Source organism: Rhodococcus erythropolis R138 (assembly GCF_000696675.2).
Taxonomy (GTDB): Bacteria; Actinomycetota; Actinomycetes; order Mycobacteriales; family Mycobacteriaceae; genus Rhodococcus_F; species Rhodococcus_F erythropolis.
The window spans coordinates 1,664,749-1,682,528 of record NZ_CP007255.1 but is presented as its reverse complement, the minus strand read 5'-3'; the positions used below and the strand labels follow the sequence as shown (position 1 = coordinate 1,682,528).

Genomic DNA, 17,780 nt, shown 5'->3' with positions numbered 1-17,780 from the left:
CATGCTCGCGCACTACGGGCCGTCGAAGGCCGCCGTGATCGAGATGAGTCACAGCGTCGCCCGGATCGGCGCGACTCGAGGGCTCCGTTCGAACACGGTCATGCCCGGGCTGATCCTCACCGACATGTGGCTGCGAACCATCAAGGAACTGCGTCGGCGCGATGCTGCACTAGCGGGCGTTTCCGATGCTGATGTCTTCGATTCTTTTGTTGCCCAAATGGTTCCGATGGGTCGAGCCCAGACGCCCGGAGATATCGCCGAGATGGTCGCGTTCTTGCTCAGCGACAAGGCTCGCAACGTCACCGGGCAGACGATTGCCGTCGACGGCGGCGCCGTGATGACCTGATCGGGTCGATGGCGGTCAGCCCCAGCGCGACTGACCGCCGTCGAGCGGGATCGTGGCACCCGTCAGGTAACCGGCGTCTTCACTGACGAGGAAGACGACGGCACGACCGATGTCGGTCTCGGGATCTCCGACGCGTCCCAGCGGGATACCCGCGACAAAAGCCGCCGCCTCTTCCGGATTCTTGTCCATCCACCACTGCAACGCGGGGGTCTTGGCGTGCGGGGCGACGTTGAGAACGCGGATGTTGTCCTTGCCCCATTCGCAGGCGGCAGCGCGGGTCAACGAGCGCATGCCTTCCTTGATGGAACCGTAAGCGCCGTAGTTACTCGCATCCCAGCGCACGGCTGCCGAGGTGACCATGTTGATGATGACGCCACCGCCACGACTGTTCATGTGCGGGTACGACGCCTGCATCATGCGCAGGGTGGCGAGTGGGCCCGTCGCGAAAGAACGCTCGAAGTCTTCGTCCAGCACGCTCAAGAGCGGGCCTGGCTTGCAGTCGTTGGCGTTGTTGACCAGGATGTCGATTCCGCCGAACAGTTCGACGGTTCGGTCCACGGCCGCCGTGATGTCGTCCTTCTTGCTGACGTCACAAACCACGGCCTCACCGCGCGCACCGATGTCAGCGAGTAGTCCGCAGGTGGTGTGCAACTTGGATTCGGTGCGACCGGCAACGGCGATCACGGCGCCCTCTTTGGCCAAGGCCAGGGCAATCCCCTGCCCGATTCCCTGACCCGCACCCGTGATGAGTGCAACTTTGCCTTCGAGCTTGCCCATGTGACTACTCCAATGTCTGTCGACGCAGAGGTCCCTTTGCGGGAAGGACCGGTCGATTCTGGTGACTGCCGCCGTTTGTCGTCTACACTCGACCTACAAAACAACCAAGCACTTGCTTGACCCTAAGGTGTGCGACCACGTCGCGTCAATCACATTGGGCGGCAATTCAGCTCGGCACCGCACCAGGAAGGCTCCACCGTGACACTGCCCAACCCCGTCGATTTCAGCGGACGCTCGGTGATCGTCACCGGCGGCACCAAAGGCATCGGCTACGTCATCGCCGAAACCTTCCTCGCCGCGGGTGCGAACGTGCTGGTCTGTGGCCGTAACGAGCCCGAAAACCTACCCACCGCCGACGGCCGTAGCGCAGCCTTTCGCGCCACGGACGTCCGCGATCCCGCCGACGCCGCAGCCCTCGTCCAGGATGCCGTCGAGCGCTTCGGCCGTCTGGACGTCCTGGTCAACAACGCCGGCGGCTCCCCCGATGCCGATGCTGCGACGGTGTCACCCCGCTTCGTCGAGAAGATCGTGGCCCTGAACCTGTTGGCACCCTTCAACGTTGCCCAGGCCGCCAACGCAGTGATGCAGACTCAGGACGACGGCGGTGCCATCATCAACATCGGCAGCGTCTCGGCAATCGATCCGCAGCCCGGAACCGCGGCGTACAGCGCAGCCAAGGCCGGCCTCCTCGTTCTGACCAAGGCATTGGCCCTCGAATGGGCGCCGAAGGTCCGGATCAACCACATCACCACCGGCCTGATCCGTACCGAGGCTGCCGCCGAGGTCTACGGCGCCGACGGCGGCGCGGCGGTCACCAGGACCATTCCGATGGAGCGCATGGCCGTCCCGGCCGATATCGCCAACTCCTGCCTGTTCCTGGCGAGCCCACTCTCCTCGTACGTCAACGGCGCCGACATCGCCGTTCACGGCGGCGGTGAGTACCCGGCTCGCTACATGGCGACCCATCAGGACTGAACACAAGCACAGAGCAGCCCCTGAGCGAATCGCTCAGGGGCTGCTTCTTCGTGCAAACAACTGCGGGGCGCGACAAGGGGTCAAGCACCCCGCAGTTGAGTCTGGAGGGACTAGTGAGCGGAGAAGCTCACTCGTGCACCGGAAATCGCTACCTGATCACCCTTGGTGACCTGGAAAGCCAAGTCGTCGGGAGTACCCCACGCAACGATGGACGGCGACTCACCCGGATGGATCGCCGCAGCGAATCGACCTTCGAGACTGACAAGATCAGCCGGATGCACTCCGGTGACCCGAGCAAGCTCGAGTGTGCTGGCGGCCAACGTGCACAGCCCGTGCATGATCGGACGCGGCTGGTTGATCCGCGCCGCAGCCTCGGGATCGATGTGGATGTGGTGTTTGTCGCCCAGGAGCCGGTACATCGCCGTCTGGTTCTCCGCTGTGGTCAGCACACCGGTCAGCGAAGGCTCACCGGTCGGCTCCGCCGGACGTGAGGGTCCACGTTCTCCGCCGAATCCGCCGGCACCGGGAGCAAAAAGTGACCAGGTCGCGACGAAGTATTCGCACTCCACCTTCACTTCGAACACGGCCGCAGCACCCTTGTCCCACACCTCGCCGACCGAAGCCTTCAACGTCACCTCACCGCTACGCGGAAGCGGAGCAAGCACTTTCAACTCTTGCGAGCCGTGCAGTGCCGTCGAGGTGTCGAAGGCGCCCGCCGAACCCAGAGCGTCGGGAGCCCACTGTGCCAGCGTCAGAGCAAAAGTCGGCAGTACCCGAAGCTGATCCTCGAAGACGAGGTCCAGCTCGGTTGCCTTGGCGCCCACGGCGAGTGCGTACAAGATCGCGTCGCGCTCGGTGTACGCCACGGTGCGGGTACCGAGATCGGCTCCGCGCCAATCGCCGGCGGTCTTCGCAGCTTCCGAAGTTGTCACTGTCATTTCCTCTCTTAAACAGCGCCCAGAACGAGACCGCTGGTGGGCACTGCCGTTCCGGCTGTGACCAAGACGTTTTCGACGCCGTCGGGCTGATTGGTCGACGTTCCTCGGACCAGTCGCACACCTTCGGCAATTCCGTTGACGCCGTGCAGGTATGCCTCGCCGACCTGACCACCGTGAGTGTTGGACGGCAAGCGTCCACCGATCTCGAGGTTGCCTTCGCGAATGAAGTCCTTGGCTTCGCCTGGCTTGCAGAAGCCCAGTTCTTCGAGCTGCGGAAGCACCAACGGGGTGAAGTGGTCATACAGAATCGCGGCGTTGATGTCATCAGGGGTCAGGCCGCTCTGGCCGTACAACTGACGAGCAACCAGGCCCATCTCCGGGATACCCGAGATGTCAGGACGGTAGTAGCTGGTCATCATGTGCTGATCCTTGCTACTGCCCTGAGCGGCGCCCTTGATGATGACGGGCTTGTTGGCCAGATCCTTTGCGCGCTCGGCAGAGACGATGACCAATGCCTGGCCGCCGTCGGTTTCCTGGCAGCAGTCGAGCAGGTGCAGAGGCTCGGCGATCCAGCGCGAGTTCTGATGGTCCTCGAGTGTGATCGGACGCTCGTAGAACCAGGCAGCCGGGTTGTTGGCGGCATGCTTGCGCGCCACCACTGCAACTCGTCCGAAGTCCTCACTCGTCGCACCGTACTGGTGCATGTAGCGGCGGGCGAACATGGCGACCCACTGAGCGGGAGTCGACAATCCCTGCGGAGTCATCCACGCATATGCCGCGCGATCCGCGGTGCTGTCCATGGGTCGATCGTGCTGCCCAAGGCCGTAGCGCACACCGGAGCGCTCGTTGAAGGCGCGGTAACAAACCACGACGTCGGCAACACCCGTCGCAACTGCCATGGCCGCCTGCTGCACGGTGGCACACGCGGCGCCGCCGCCGTAGTGAATGCGCGAGAAGAACTTCAGCTCGCCGAGGCCACAGTTGCGAGCCACAATGGCTTCGCCGTTCGTCTCCGACGTGTAGGTGGACAGACCGTCGACCTCGGACGGATCGATACCGGCGTCAGCGAGTGCCGCGACGATGGCCTCACACGCCAACTGCAGTTCGGTGCGGCCGGAGTTCTTGGAGAACTCGGTGGATCCGATGCCGACGATGGCGGCGGCTCCCGAGAGCGGGCTGATCGCCATCAGAGCCTCTCCTCTTCCTTGAAAGCGACTGCGACGGTGCCGGATGCATGGTTGCCGAGGCTGTTTGCACCCTGCACCTTGACCACGACCACTCCGTCTTCCTTGGACACGACCTCACCGGTCATCGTCATGGTGTCACCCGGGTAGTTGGGCGCCCCGAGACGAATGGCGATGCGGCGCAAGGTCGATGCAGATCCGGCCCAGTCCGTGACGTATCGACCGACAAGACCGTTGCTCGTGAGGATGTTCATGAAGACATCCTTGGATCCGCGCTCTTGGGCCAGGCTCGGATCGTGGTGCACGTCCTGAAAATCGCGAGTGGCGATTGCCGTGGCGACGATCAACGTGCGGGTCAGCGGGATCGCCAACTCGGGCAATGCCTCTCCGACAACGACGTCTGCGTAACTGCGACCGGCAAGAACGGTCATGCGAGCACCTCCACACCGGATGCGAGCTGCGCACCCAGACGCGCGAGATCGGAGCTGGAACCGCCGAGGGTGGCAGCAATCTGCTTGCCCCACAAGAGGTGACGGTGAACCGGGTAGTCGGTGTCGACGCCCATACCGCCGTGGACATGCGTGGTGCGATGCACGACGCGCTGTCCGCCGTCGGTGGCCCACCACTTGGCGACGAGTACAGAGGTGCCGAGATCCAGTCCCTCGGAGATGCGCCAGGCGGCCTGCCACAGCGTCACCCTCATCGCTTCGAGATCGATGTAGCAGTCAGCGAGTTGATGATTGACGGCCTGGAAGGTCGCCAGCGGACGGCCGAACTGCTTGCGGCCGTTCAGGTACGTGACAGCCTGTGCGACTGCACCCGAGCCGACACCCCATTGAATTGCTGCCAACGCCAGTTCAACGCGGTCGATCAGCCACGGAACCGTCGTACCATCGGCCGCACCGATCAGCTGCGCGGGGGCACCGGCAAAGGTGACGTTGGCACAGATCTCCCAGTTGGTGGACTGCGTCTGTTCGAGCGTCACTCCTTCGGCGCTCAGATCCACAAGCAGCAGTGCCGTACCGGTGGAAGCGGTTGCCGAAACGAGAGCAAGGTTTGCGACGTGAGTCATCGGCACTACTGCCTTCTCACCCGTCACGGTCCAGTTGCCGTCGGCGTCCTGCTCGGCCGTGGTCAGTGGGTCGCCGCCCGTGTACGGACCGAACTCTTCGAGACCGACGGTCAGGAATCGACTGCCGTCGGCAACACTCGGAAGGAGCTCGGCACGAAGGGAATCGGAACCGAATTCATTGACAGCCAATGCCGCAAGGGTCGTTTCCCAGATCGGCACGGCCGCAACGTGACGGCCCTGCTCCTCCAGCAGTGCGTACAGCTCGGACAAGCCGAGCCCGCCGCCGCCGAACTCCTCGGGCAGTGCGATACCGAGCAGGCCGGTACTCGCGAGTTCTCGCCACAGTTCACGGTCGACGCGCTCGGCGGAGAGTTCGATCTCCTTGGTGCGCTCGATCGTTGCCTTGCTGGTGAAGACCTCGTCGGCCAGTGAGCGAATCGCGTCCTGCTCTTCGCTGAAATTGAAGTCCATCAGTGCTCCTCGCGTACGGCCGGCCGGAACGCGGGAAGCGTCAGATCCGGGTCGGCGTCGATCCAGTCAAGTTCCACGGGCATGTCGACCACGACATCTTCGGGCGCGATACCCACCATGTTGGCGATCAATCGGGTTCCCTCTTCGAGTTCGATTACCGCAACGATGAGCGGGTAGTCGAACGCGTCGATCTTGGGGTGATGATTGACCACGAAGCTGTACACCGTGCCACGCCCCGACGCGTCGATCGTGTCCCACTCGAGTGACTGGCACTCGCCGCACATCGGGCCGGTGGGATGACGCAACGTCTTGCAGGACGTGCAGCGCTGGATCACCAGGCGGTGCTCTTTGGCCGCTTCGAACCAGAAAGCGTTGTCCGCGTTGAGAGCCGGACGCGGACGCAGAGCGCGCGGTGCCTCCGGTGCAGCAGCTTCCTGAGGCTTGAACCGCAGCGTCCGCCACCGTTGGGTGCCGACAACCTCGTCGTCGCCGTTGCGGTACGTCTTGAGCGTCGTCACGAAGTGTCCGACGCCGAGGCCTGTCTTCTTTTCCGGGGAAATCGACTCGATGACCTCGGTGTAGTTCACGCGATCGCCTGGGCGCAGTTCGGCGAAGAACTCCTGATCGGAATCGGTGGCCACGACGGAGCTGTAGCCGGCCGCGTCGAGGGTGGCGATCAGATCGGTCCACACCTGCGACGGGTCGTTGCCCGCCATCTTGTCGGTGAACGTCCGCATGATCCAGACCTGGAGCATCTGAGCCGGAGCGACGACGCCGTCACGGCCGGTGGCGCGGGCAGCGTCGTCGTCGAGGTAGACGGGGTTGGTATCGCCCATGGTCTCGGCCCAATGCCGGATCATGGGGATGTTGACCTCGTCGGGTCCCCAGGTGGTGGGAACAAGCGTCTGGCCGACAAAAGCGTCGAGTTGCGCCGAAATGTCGCTCACTTGACCCTCTTTTCGCGAACGAGTCCCAAGCCGATGGTGCCGACCATGTCACGCAGAACCTCGTTGACGCCGCCGCCGAAGGTGTTCACGACACCCTGACGCGAGATCTGCTCGATCTGACCGGCAAGCAAAGCGCCCGGAGACTCGGGGCGGATGCGTCCGGCGGAGCCGAGAATTCCGAGCAGAGTGCGGTAGACGTCGACGTGAGTCTCGGTCCCGTACGTCTTGGTAGCGCCGGCGTCGGCTCCGGAGAGCGTGTCCTGCGCGACGGCTGCCGTCATCTTCCAGTTCAGCAGTCGCATGGCCTCGAGCTTGGCGTGTGTACGAGCGAAGTCCTGCTGCACCCACGGGATGTTGATGGCGCCGTTTTCCTTGGCCCAGTCCAGAACCAGGTTCCACAGACCGTACGTGCGACCACCGATGGCCGCCAAGCCGATTCGCTCATGATTGAGCTGAGCCGTGATGAGCTGCCAGCCGCCGTTGACCTCGCCGACAACGTCCTTCGACGGAACACGAATGCCGGAGTAGTACGTCGACGTCACCATCAAACCGCCGACGGTATTGATCGGTGACCACTCGAAGCCTGCGTCCTCGGTGGGGACGATCAGGATCGAGATGCCCTTGTGCTTGGGGGCGTCAGCGTCGGTGCGGCAGGCCAGCCACACGTAGTCGGCAGTGTTGGCGCCACTGGTGAAGATCTTGTTGCCGTCGACGATCCACTCGTCACCGTCGAGAACCGCACGAGTCTTGAGTGACGCGAGGTCGGTGCCGGCCTCGGGCTCGGTGTACCCGATTGCGAAGACGATGTCGCCGGCCAGGATGCCGGGCAGGAAACGTTCCTTCTGTTCTTCGGTGCCGTACTTCATCAATGTCGGTCCGACGGTATTGACCGTCACGAAGGGAAACGGCAGACCTGCGCGCTGAACCTCGTCGAAGAACACGAACTGCTCTTCGATGGAGCGTCCCTGGCCACCGAATTCCTTGGGCCAGCCGATACCGAGCCAACCGTCCTTGCCCAGCAACTTCACGATCTCGCGGAAGTACTCGCCGCCCACACCTTGCTCGCCGGCCGCGCGACGCTTCTCTTCCGGCAGCAGCGCCGCGAAGTACGCGCGCAACTCCTTGCGGAGCTCCTGCTGCTCGGGCGATTCCCTCAGATCCATCGCTGTTTCTCCTATGGCATTCATGGCTGGCAACTCTTGGTCTGGACGCTAACCAGATGCCCAGGTGGGCGCTGTGAATGTCTCGTTGAGCGGGAAGCCGAAACATGAGCGGCGTCACATAGGGTGAGATATGCGCATGGACTCCTCGGATCGCGTCGCTCTCACCGACTTGGCCGCCAGGTATGCACAGGCCGTCGACCGCCGAAACACCACCGCCCTTGCGGCTCTCTTCACTGACGACGTGGCATTCGTCTTGCCGCCGGCATTGAACGGAACGGATGCGCCGACGGAGATACGTGGGAACACCGTCGTCAGCAGTTCGGTGGTCGACGCCGTCTCACATCTGCACTCGACCCGGCACATCGTCGAGCAGCAGATCCTCGACCTCGACAGCCCCACCACCGCGCACGGTGAGGCCTACTGCTCCGCTCACCACATCTATCCGCGGGGCGAGGGCCACCGGGACAACCGGATCGAGATTCGTTATCAGGACAGCTTCGAAAAGGTCGACGGCACCTGGTTGTTCTCGCGTCGTGAATTGGTAGTCGATTTTGCCGAGGACGTTCCGGTCATCCTGCTCGGACAATAGGTACAGGAAAAAATCGCGGTGATTCTGTATCTCCTCACGGGAGGTTTACCGGGCTAGCGTTCAGCAACTGTCACGCCATCTCGGCGTGACGTTCGGCTATGTCTTGGAGATTCACATGTCACGCTCGCGCACCAGAAGATTCCTCGCTGCCTTCGCAGTGGCCGCCGTCGCAGTCGGAACCGTCGCAGCGTGCTCGAGCGACAACTCTTCCGATGAGAACGCGCCCCTTCGCATCGTCGCTTCTTCGGTTCCGCACGCCGAGATCTTGAAGTTCGTCGAAGAAAAGGGCCTGCTCGGCGACACCAAGATCGAGGTCAGCGAGATCACCGGCGACCTCGACGCCAACGAGGTGCTCGAAGCGGGCGACACCGACGCCAACTTCTTCCAGCACGTGCCGTACCAGGAATCGTGGTCGAAGGAAAAGGGTGTCGACGACCTGGTCGCCGTGGCGAAGGTCCACGTCGAGCCCCTCGGTGCATATTCCAAGAAGGTCACCAACCTGGCCGACCTGCGCCAGGGCGCAACGGTCGCTTTGTCCAACAACGTGACGAACTTCGCCCGTGGGCTGTACCTGCTGCAGCAGGCCGGTTTGATCAAGCTCGATCAGCAGTTGGGCGCGCCCGGCACCGACATCACGCAGATCAGCGAGAAGAACATCATCGACAACCCCAAGGGACTCACGTTCACCCAGGTCGATCCCCCGCAGCTTCCGCGCACTCTCGACGACGGAAATGTCGATCTCGCAATCATCAACGGCAACTACGCAATCGAAGGCGGCCTCAATCCCGCCAAGGACGCACTGGTGCTCGAGAAGGCCGAGGGCAACCCGTACGCCAACGTCCTGACGGTTCGCACCTCCCTCGAAAACGATGCGCGAGTGCAGAAGTTGGCCGAGGCATTGACGTCCACCGACGTCGCGACGTTCATCGAGCAGACCTACCAGGGCTCGGTCATTCCGGCCAGCGCTACCTGATCGAGACCCGTCATGGTCTTCTCGATCGAATCGGTCTCCAAGGAATACGGCAGCGGCACAAAAGTTCTGCATGCACTCGATTCCGTGTCCCTGAAAATCGAAGACGGCGAGATCTTCGGCATCATCGGCAAGAGCGGCGCCGGTAAATCGACTCTGCTGCGCTGCCTCAACCTGCTCGAACGCCCGACCAGTGGCCGGATTCTGTTGGGTGACACCGATCTGACCGCGTTGAGCCCGGCGCAGTTGCGCGATGCACGCAAGCGGATCGGTGTCGTGTTCCAGCATTTCAACCTGCTGCACTCCCGCTCGGTCGCCGCCAACATCGCCTTTCCTCTCGAAGTGGCGGGGTACTCGCGGGCAGATCGCCGTGCCCGCGTCGACGAGCTGATCGAGTTGGTCGGCCTGGAAGACCGACGTGACGCCTTCCCTTCGCAACTGTCCGGCGGACAGAAACAACGGGTCGGGATCGCGAGGGCCTTGGCGGCTTCTCCCGATGTCCTCCTGTGCGACGAAGCCACGAGCGCCCTCGACTCGGATACGACCGATTCGATCCTCGACCTGCTCGCCGACCTCAATCGACGTCTGGGTGTGACCATCGTTCTGATCACCCACGAGCTCAACGTGGTTCGACGGATCTGTCACCGCGCCGCCCTGATCGACCAGGGACGCATCGTCGACGAGGGAACGCTCACCGAACTGGTTGCGGACCCGGACTCACCCCTCGGCGAGGCGCTACTGCCGACCGGAACGGTGCGAACGTCCCCGACCGGAATTCCGGCACTCCTCACCTTTGTCGATTCGCTGTCGACCTCGCCCGTGATTTCCCAACTCTCGCGTGATCTCGATGTCGACGTCACCGTGATCTCGGGCGGTATCGAGGACATCGGAGCCCATCAGGTCGGCCGCCTTCGCGTGGAGTTCGCCTCGCACACCGGACTCGCCAACGACGAAGAGACAAGAAAGTCTGTCGAAGAACATCTTTCGCAGCGCGGAGTGAAGGTGACGTTCTCATGAACAAGACGTCCTGGCAGGATTCCCTGGGCGAAGCATGGGAAGCCCTACTCGACACGCTCTACATGGTCGGCGTCTCGTTCGTGCTCACCGTGATCATCGGTATCGCCCTCGGCGTTCTGTTGCACGCGAGCGCGCCCGACGGAATCCGTCCGAACCGCGTTCTCAATTCGGTACTGGGCACCGTGGTGAACATCGGCCGTTCGCTGCCGTTCGTCATTTTGTTGGTCCTCCTCATCCCGGCGACGCGGGCGATCGTCGGAACAGCGCTCGGGGCGACGGCAGCGATCGTCCCGCTGACCATCGGCTCGGTGCCCTTCTTCGCTCGCGTCGTCGAGAACGCACTGCGTGAGGTCGATTCCGGACGCGTCGAAGCAGCACGATCCATGGGCGCCACCGACAAGGACATCATCGTCAAAGTGCTACTGCCCGAATCAGTTCCGGGATTGGTAGCCGGAGCAACCCTGACGGCGGTGATGCTGATCGGTTTCTCGGCCATGGCAGGCGCCATCGGCGCCGGCGGTCTCGGCGACTTCGCGATCAAGTACGGCTACCAACGATTCAACACCCCGGTGTTGTTCGTCGCTGTCGTGATCTTGATCGTGTTGGTTCAAGCAATCCAGTCGACCGGCGATCTCGTAGTTCGTTCGATGGCACACAAGCGGTAACCGATCAGCTCGACACCATCGCGATCGCAGTTCGCAGGCCGCGCCGCTTACCGGTCTGCGGATCGACGCCGAAGACTTCCTTGATTCCGCCGCGGATGCGGAACTTCAACTCCGAGTGCGTCTCCGGAGCATCGTCCTGGGACGCGGAGAGAAACCTGTTGGGCAGCGACAACTTCCAGATGGTCCTCAGCGTCAATCCGTACTGCTTCCACAGCGGCCCGGTGGTGTACGGGAGGTCGTACTTGTCACACAAGTCCCGCAGCGGCACCGCGATTTCCGAGTACCGATTGCTCGGCAGGTCAGGGAAGCAGTGATGCTCGATCTGGTAGCAGAGGTTGCCGCTCATGAAGGCCATGACGGGGCCGGCATGAAAGTTGGCGGACCCCAGCATCTGTCGTAAGTACCACTGAGCGCGGGATTCGTTCTCGAATTCCTCGAGCGTGAACTTCTCGGCACCGTCGGGGAAGTGCCCGCAGAAGATGACGGCGTAACTCCAATAGTTGCGGATGAGATTTGCAACGGCGTTGGCCGTCAACGTGGTCTTCCACGCCGGGCCGGTCAGGGCGGGGAACAGGATGTAATCCTTCGCCACCTGACGCGCGATCTTCTTTCCGACGTCCTTGGCCATCTCCGATTTCTCGGACCACTTCACCTCGCCCTTGCGAAGCTTGTCGGTCTCGAGGTGATGCAGTGCGACGCCCCACTCGAAGAGGGTCGCCAGCACGAAATTCGTGATCGGTTGGAAGAGATAGTCGGCGTGCCACTTCTGATCGCGCGTGACGCGCATGATGCCGTAGCCGACATCGTTGTCGAGGCCGACGATGTTGGTGAACTTGTGATGAGTGAAGTTGTGCGAGTGCTTCCATCCCGAGGACGGGCAGGTGTTGTCCCACTCCCAGTTGCTCGAGTGAATCTCGGGATCGTTCATCCAGTCCCACTGACCGTGGATGATGTTGTGGCCGAGTTCCATGTTCTCGATGATCTTGCCGACCCCCAGCAGCGCAGTCCCCAGAATCCAGGCAGGCTTCTTCTTGCTGGCGAACAAGACGATGCGGCCGGCCACCATCAGAGAGCGTTGAAACGCGATCGTCCGCTGGATGTATCGAGCATCGTGCGCGCCGCGCTTCTCCTCGATGTCGAGCCGAATGGCGTCCAACTCGCGCCCGAGCGCTTCGACGTCTTCCTCGGTGAGATGGGCATATTCCTTGATGTCGGTGATCGCCACAGTGTTTCTCCGTATCGGTTTTCTCCGTGCCGCAGGACTGGTCCGTCGGGCGGTACCCCTGGGAGCCGGTGCGGAAACGTCAGCCCCGATATTCATGTGCGTCTTCACGCAATCTATGCCAAAGTCGATATACGTGAGCCCCGAAAACAAGATCACCATCCGCACCGCTACCGAGAGCGACTGGCCGGCTCTCCAACTACTCGACTCGGTGGGGTTCGGTTTTCACCCGTCTCCCGCGGTCAGCGAACTGACGAAGGCTCTCTACAAGCCCGAGGACATCATCCTCGCCGTCGACGGTGACCTACCCGTCGGCGTGGCCATCGAAATCGACATGGAATTCACCGTGCCCGGCGGACGCCAGCTCCCCACGCGCGGGATCACCTGGGTATCCGTCGCACCGACTCACCGTCGCCGTGGCGTCCTACGCTCGATGTTCACTGCACTTCACGCCCACATCGAGTCGACCGGAGCACCACTTGCCGCCCTGACGGCCAGCGAGGCCGGCATCTACAACCGCTTCGGATACGGCCCGGCCACCTTCAGCGAGGGCATCACCCTCGATCGCCGCTTCGCGCGGTTCCGCCCCGAGGTGCCCGACAACGGTGGCGTGTCGATCGTCGACGTCAAAGCTGCCTCGACGCTTCTACCCGAGATCTACGATCGCTGGCGACTGCTGACACCCGGCGCTCAATTGCGTCCGCAACCGCTCTGGGACCACATGTTCGCCGACCCGTCCGAGGATCGTGACGGCGCCTCCGGACTGTTCTTTCTGACACACGCGGACGGATACATCGCTTACCGGCACACGAACGAGGGCCGCGACAGCATCGCCCGGATCGACGAGTTCGTCACCATCACCGAAGACGCGCACGCGGCGCTGTGGCGCACGATCTGCGGCCTCGACCTCGTCACCCGGATCGAGACACGCCAACATCCTGCCGATCCACTCCGGCTGATGCTGACGGACTACCGTCTTGCCCGGACGACGACGCGCTCCGATCGACTGTGGCTGCGCATCATGGACGTGCCCGCGGCTCTCGAGGCTCGTGAATATGCTGCTGACCTGGACACCGTCGTCAAGGTCGAAGATCCGTTCCTGAAGGCCGGCGGAACTTTTGCACTTCAGGTCAAGGGCGGCAAGGCCACCTGTACGGCCACTGACGCGGAGCCCGCGATCACGATGCCCTCTGATGTCCTGAGCAGCTTGTACCTGGGCGAGCACCAGGCCAAGACCTTCGCGGCGGCGCACCGACTCCACGCGTCCGATCCGCGGGAGATCCGGAATTTCGACTTCGCTTTCAACGCAGAGAAGCCCGCAATTCTCGGGTACGGATTCTGATGATGTTGCCGACACGGGCATCGACGATTTGTGCCGTCGGTCGTATTCAGGGTTAGCCTCGAACAATGGCGTTTGTCGAAAAGATGGTCAATAGGCTTCCTGAGCGGATTCTCGTGCGCGTCCTGCCGCACGCAGAAATGCTCAAGTTCCTGGTGGTCGGCGGCATCGCCTTCATCGTCACCACGGTGCTGTTCTTCGGCATCAAGTGGACGGTTCTGCCTCAGCACCCGGTGACGGCCAACATCCTTGCGGTCCTGATCGCGACGGTTCTGTCTTACGTCCTCAACCGCGAATGGTCGTTTGCTCAGCGCGGTGGTCGACAGCGCCATCACGAGGCCGCTCTGTTCTTCATCGTCGCGGGTATTGGTTTGGCCATCAACCAGGTACCTCTCTGGACCTCCAGGTACGTGTTCCACCTGCGTCAACCCGAGGTGTCGGTGTTGATGGAGAACTTCGCGGACTTCATCAGCGGATCGATCATCGGGACCCTGCTGGCGACGGCCTTCCGCTGGTGGGCCATGCGTCGGTACGTCTTCCCCGAAGAAGCCACCGACAGCCAGGTCGTTCTCGACATCGAAGCGACTCCCGGCACCAAGACGCCGACAACCGACGCCACCGCCCTCGACTGACTTCCCGGATCGACGCACCCGATCGCTCGCGCTTCGTGGCGCGATGGTCCTGAACGGGCTGGCGCATCCCTGATCAGACGAAGGACTACGCGCCGAGCCCCAGCCGCTTCGAGCATTCAGCCATTTCGTCGATGATCAATTCCAACGACGTGCCACGACGGCTCGCGGACAACACGATTCGATCGGCTCCCAACCCGCGTGCCCAGTCGAGTTTCGCTTCGTCGAGCCTGGGCAGTGTCGCACCGAGTACCAGCGATACGTCGGCAGGATCTCGATCTGCCCTCACCGCAGCCGCTTTCATCGCCGCTACAGCCTTGTCGAGATCTTCACCGGCCAGTCCCAGCGGCTGGAAACCATCACCCAACCGGCCTGCTCGCCGAGCAGCAGCGAGACTGTGTCCACCGATGTAGAGCGGAACTCCGGATTCGCGGTGCGGCTTCGGCCAGCTGTACGCGCCCTTGAACGAGAAGTAATCGCCGTCGAAATCGACTGCTTCCTTGCCCTCCCAGAGTGAACGCATCACCGCGATGGCCTCATCGGCTACCTTGCCGCGGCGCTCGAAGTCACCGCCGCACGCTTCGATCTCTTCTTTCATCCAGCCCAGACCGAGACAGATGCGCAATCGCCCACCCGAAAGTCGATCCAGCGTCGCCAAGCGCTTGGCAAGCACTACCGGATTGTGGTTGGGAAGCACCAGAACTCCGGTGGACAGACCCAAAGTCGTTGTGGCGCCGGCAACAAATGACAGTAGTTCCAGTGGGTCCGGGATGTCACAGTCATCGGGTAGGTGAGATTTTCCGGTCGGAGAGTACGGGTATTCGCTCGCCGTATCCGCGATGACAACCGAGTGCTCCACGGCCGAGATCTCGTCGAAACCCAACGATTCGGCAGCACGGGCGAATTGCAGAATCCAGGCGGGATCTCCACTTCGACCCAATTCGACCGGAACAACTACGCCGAGCTTCATACCGTTTCCTCCAGTGTCGCCATCAATTTCGGACCGTCCACGACGCGACCGAGGAACCGGTCCGCGTCCGGATCTGTTGCAAGCCACACCGCAGCAGCGGCGGGCACGGATGCCGGTGTGGCCGCAAATCCGGCTTCCACTATCGCGTCCGCGCCACCACGGGCTTTCCCTGATTCCGTGATGACAAATCCCGGACTCAGGTTGAACGCTTTGATTCCGGCGCCTCGATACTCCGAGTTGATCGCTCCGGCGATACGTCCGAACGACGCCTTCGACGCGGCGTACGACAAACCCCAACCACCCTCGCCGGGAGGCGCAGGCGGATCCAGGGTCGCCGAACCAGATGCGAGGTTGACGACCACCCCGTTGCCGCTCTTGATCATCGACGGCAGTATCACCTGAATCAACGCAAGCTGGTGCAGATAGTTGCCGATCGCCATCGCCTGGGCGTCGTCGATCTCGATGTCGAGCACCCGGTCCATGTTTCCGACCGTCTGGGCGTAGGCGTTGTTCACCAACACGTCGACATGTCCCCACTCCGCCAGCACCCGTTCACCGGCGCCGCGGACGGAGGCCAGATCGAGCAGATTCATCGGAACGGCCAAGGCGCGCACACCGAAGGACTCGATCTCGGCAACCGTCGTCTCCAGGCTGCCGGGTACCGGAATGACCTGCTCCCCCTGCCTCGTTCGCGGGGCCGCCCGCCCTTCGCCTTCACGAACGGTGCGAGCAGTGATTGCAACGTCGAATCCGGCGCGCGCGAATGCCAGCGCGCACTCACGGCCGATCCCCCGGGAAGCGCCGGTAACCAGCGCAACACCACTCACAGGAACCGCGTGCGGCCGTGAGTCTCGAACTCCTTCTCCAGGTCCACCACGTCAGCTTCGGTCATCAACGTGTATTCGGGAGTACCGCGGCCCACCCAGTGGAACACTGGTTCGTCGGTCCGCCAGCGGTCGGCTTGAAGTTCACGTTTGAGTACCTTGTTGGAGCCCGTGACGGGCAGATCAGTCGAAACACGAACAAATCGCGGCGCTGCCTTGGTACCCAAATCCGCCTGCGCGGCAAGGTAGGCAGCGAACTCGGCCGGATCGAAATCGGCAAAGTCGGCGACCTCGACAGCTGCCATCACCTGATCGCCCGAACGCGGATCCGGTACCGCGAAGACACCCGTGGCAATCACTTTGGGGTGCCGACGCAGGATGTGCTCGATCATCAAAGCCGAGGTGTTCTCACCGTCGACGCGGATCCAGTCACCCTTACGTCCGGCGAAGTAGATGAACCCGGCCTCGTCGACGTAGCCGAGATCGCCTGTCCAGTACCAACCGTGGCGAATCTTCTCGGCAATTGCGTCTTCGTTCTTGTAGTACCCCTCGAATTTCTTCGATCCGGCCTTGTCGACCATCTCGCCGATGGATTCGTCGGGGTTCAGCACGTGACCGTGCTCGTCGAGAATCGCGCGGGGTCGCTCTTCGCGGGTATCGGGATCGACGATGACGATGTTCTCGCTCGCGGGACGGCCAAGCGCGCCGGCAGGTTGGTTCGGATCGAGCACGACCGAACCGGCACCTTCACTCGAACCGTATCCCTCGAAAAGCTGCGCACCGAAACGGCGGATGAACTCTGCCTTGTCCCCCGGCGACGCCTCGGTCCCGAAGCCGTGCGTGAGGGTGTTCTCGATGTCGTCGGGCAGTTCCGGCGTCGCCATGAGATACCCCAAGGCCTTACCGACGTAGGTGAAATATGTTGCGCCGTAGAACCGAACGTCCGGCATGAATCCCGAGGCGGTGAACTTACGAACGAGGCAGACCGTAGCTCCCTGCGAAAGGGCCGGCGCCCACAGAGCCATCAACGCGTTGCCGTGGAAGAGCGGCATGCAGCAGTAGCAGACGTCGTCGCGGTCGATGTCGTACTTGGCGCAGTTCGCGTAGGCCAACCGCGTCAGACGCCCCTGGCTGCACCGCACTGCCTTGGACATTCCGGTGGTGCCCGAGGTGAAGAGAAGCAAGAACAGCGTCGACGCGTCGACGCCGAGGTCGACCTGAGGCGACTCGACCTGGTGAGCGGAAATCTTGTCCGGGTATGACGCGTCGTCGACCAGAACAAAACGATCTTCGGTCAGTCCGAGGTCAAGGCCGGACAACTTCTCGTAGCCCGCTTTGTCGGTGACGATCAGCTGGCAGTCGACGTACCGAACCTCAGCCTCGAGTTCAGCTCCACGCCTGGTCGGATTGATGCCGACGATCGTGGCCCCGGTCAGGGCCGCGCCGCCGAGCCAGAACAGGAACTCGGGATCGTTCTCCAGAAGTACTCCGATGTGAAACGGTCCAGGCGCGCGAAGCGACTTCGCAAGCGAGCCGCGCGCCGCGCTCTCGCGCACCACCTCGTCCCAGCTCCAGTCCTGCGTCCGCGTCCGCAGACCCAGGTGCTGATCACCGAGACGGTCGATCAACATCTGCGCGACGTCCTCGCGCTGAGGAGCTGCAAGAGCTGCATTCGAAGATGC

At 62.6% G+C, this 17,780-nt stretch carries 19 protein-coding genes; 8 read left to right on the top strand and 11 right to left on the bottom strand.

Features of this window, described 5'->3' with window-relative positions; all coding sequences use genetic code 11:
- Position 1 precedes the first annotated feature (1 nt).
- Complete coding sequence (locus H351_RS07875; RefSeq protein ID WP_019745294.1) at positions 2-346, top strand: SDR family NAD(P)-dependent oxidoreductase; 345 nt, start codon at positions 2-4, stop codon at positions 344-346.
- Between the two features lie 15 nt (positions 347-361).
- Here H351_RS07875 and H351_RS07870 read toward each other — a convergent pair whose 3' ends face one another.
- Positions 362-1,123: an SDR family NAD(P)-dependent oxidoreductase gene (locus H351_RS07870; RefSeq protein ID WP_020909130.1), complete on the bottom strand. Its 762-nt coding sequence runs from the start codon at positions 1,121-1,123 to the stop codon at positions 362-364.
- Positions 1,124-1,321: 198 nt separating this feature from the next.
- Between H351_RS07870 and H351_RS07865 the strand changes: the two genes are divergently transcribed.
- Positions 1,322-2,098, top strand: coding sequence for an SDR family oxidoreductase (locus H351_RS07865; protein WP_003940546.1), 777 nt, complete (start codon positions 1,322-1,324; stop codon positions 2,096-2,098).
- Positions 2,099-2,208: 110 nt separating this feature from the next.
- Here the strand turns inward: H351_RS07865 and H351_RS07860 are convergent, their stop codons facing one another.
- The 6 genes from H351_RS07860 to H351_RS07835 are packed head-to-tail and all read right to left on the bottom strand — an operon-like array spanning position 2,209 to position 7,873.
- Positions 2,209-3,030, bottom strand: coding sequence for a MaoC/PaaZ C-terminal domain-containing protein (locus H351_RS07860; protein ID WP_037120558.1), 822 nt, complete (start codon positions 3,028-3,030; stop codon positions 2,209-2,211).
- 14 nt (positions 3,031-3,044) lie between these two features.
- Positions 3,045-4,223 carry a lipid-transfer protein gene (locus H351_RS07855; RefSeq protein ID WP_020909132.1) on the bottom strand — a complete coding sequence of 393 codons (1,179 nt, stop codon included), beginning with the start codon at positions 4,221-4,223 and terminating at the stop codon, positions 3,045-3,047.
- A complete protein-coding gene (locus tag H351_RS07850; protein WP_020909133.1) occupies positions 4,223-4,651 on the bottom strand; it encodes a MaoC family dehydratase in 429 nt (142 codons plus the stop codon). Before H351_RS07850 ends, H351_RS07855 begins: the two co-directional genes overlap by 1 nt.
- Positions 4,648-5,763 carry an acyl-CoA dehydrogenase family protein gene (locus H351_RS07845; RefSeq protein ID WP_029256253.1) on the bottom strand — a complete coding sequence of 372 codons (1,116 nt, stop codon included), beginning with the start codon at positions 5,761-5,763 and terminating at the stop codon, positions 4,648-4,650. Before H351_RS07845 ends, H351_RS07850 begins: the two co-directional genes overlap by 4 nt.
- Complete coding sequence (locus tag H351_RS07840; protein ID WP_029256254.1) at positions 5,763-6,710, bottom strand: bifunctional MaoC family dehydratase N-terminal/OB-fold nucleic acid binding domain-containing protein; 948 nt, start codon at positions 6,708-6,710, stop codon at positions 5,763-5,765. Before H351_RS07840 ends, H351_RS07845 begins: the two co-directional genes overlap by 1 nt.
- On the bottom strand, positions 6,707-7,873 hold the full coding sequence (locus tag H351_RS07835) for an acyl-CoA dehydrogenase family protein (protein ID WP_020970792.1): 1,167 nt from the start codon (positions 7,871-7,873) through the stop codon (positions 6,707-6,709). Before H351_RS07835 ends, H351_RS07840 begins: the two co-directional genes overlap by 4 nt.
- 130 nt (positions 7,874-8,003) lie before the next feature.
- Here H351_RS07835 and H351_RS07830 point away from each other — a divergent pair, with 130 nt between their 5' ends.
- From H351_RS07830 to H351_RS07815, 4 genes are all read left to right on the top strand, one after another.
- Positions 8,004-8,462 (top strand): nuclear transport factor 2 family protein, encoded by a 459-nt coding sequence (locus H351_RS07830; RefSeq protein ID WP_019745302.1) that lies wholly within the window; start codon positions 8,004-8,006, stop codon positions 8,460-8,462.
- Positions 8,463-8,577: 115 nt separating this feature from the next.
- On the top strand, positions 8,578-9,435 hold the full coding sequence (locus H351_RS07825; protein WP_029256255.1) for a MetQ/NlpA family ABC transporter substrate-binding protein: 858 nt from the start codon (positions 8,578-8,580) through the stop codon (positions 9,433-9,435).
- Positions 9,436-9,447: 12 nt separating this feature from the next.
- Complete coding sequence (locus H351_RS07820; RefSeq protein WP_020970795.1) at positions 9,448-10,449, top strand: methionine ABC transporter ATP-binding protein; 1,002 nt, start codon at positions 9,448-9,450, stop codon at positions 10,447-10,449.
- On the top strand, positions 10,446-11,114 hold the full coding sequence (locus H351_RS07815; RefSeq protein WP_021345548.1) for a methionine ABC transporter permease: 669 nt from the start codon (positions 10,446-10,448) through the stop codon (positions 11,112-11,114). Before H351_RS07820 ends, H351_RS07815 begins: the two co-directional genes overlap by 4 nt.
- Before the next feature lie 4 nt (positions 11,115-11,118).
- On the opposite strand, the gene H351_RS07810 is transcribed toward H351_RS07815, so the two are convergent.
- Positions 11,119-12,339, bottom strand: a complete 1,221-nt coding sequence (locus tag H351_RS07810) for a fatty acid desaturase family protein (RefSeq protein ID WP_003939858.1) — start codon at positions 12,337-12,339, stop codon at positions 11,119-11,121.
- A 133-nt stretch (positions 12,340-12,472) separates the two neighbouring features.
- Between H351_RS07810 and H351_RS07805 the strand changes: the two genes are divergently transcribed.
- Positions 12,473-13,678: an enhanced intracellular survival protein Eis gene (locus tag H351_RS07805; protein WP_020970797.1), complete on the top strand. Its 1,206-nt coding sequence runs from the start codon at positions 12,473-12,475 to the stop codon at positions 13,676-13,678.
- A gap of 65 nt (positions 13,679-13,743) precedes the next feature.
- On the top strand, positions 13,744-14,307 hold the full coding sequence (locus H351_RS07800; RefSeq protein WP_029256256.1) for a GtrA family protein: 564 nt from the start codon (positions 13,744-13,746) through the stop codon (positions 14,305-14,307).
- An 85-nt stretch (positions 14,308-14,392) separates the two neighbouring features.
- On the opposite strand, the gene H351_RS07795 is transcribed toward H351_RS07800, so the two are convergent.
- Genes H351_RS07795 through casI form a run of 3 tightly spaced genes read right to left on the bottom strand, consistent with a single transcriptional unit; the run spans position 14,393 to position 17,729 of the window.
- The gene (locus H351_RS07795; RefSeq protein WP_029256257.1) at positions 14,393-15,274 is read right to left on the bottom strand and encodes an LLM class F420-dependent oxidoreductase; all 882 of its coding nucleotides are present in this window, start codon (positions 15,272-15,274) and stop codon (positions 14,393-14,395) included.
- Positions 15,271-16,101 (bottom strand): SDR family NAD(P)-dependent oxidoreductase, encoded by an 831-nt coding sequence (locus H351_RS07790; RefSeq protein ID WP_020909144.1) that lies wholly within the window; start codon positions 16,099-16,101, stop codon positions 15,271-15,273. Before H351_RS07790 ends, H351_RS07795 begins: the two co-directional genes overlap by 4 nt.
- On the bottom strand, positions 16,098-17,729 hold the full coding sequence (gene casI, locus H351_RS07785; protein ID WP_029256258.1) for a steroid-22-oyl-CoA synthetase: 1,632 nt from the start codon (positions 17,727-17,729) through the stop codon (positions 16,098-16,100). Before casI ends, H351_RS07790 begins: the two co-directional genes overlap by 4 nt.
- Positions 17,730-17,780: the final 51 nt, after the last annotated feature.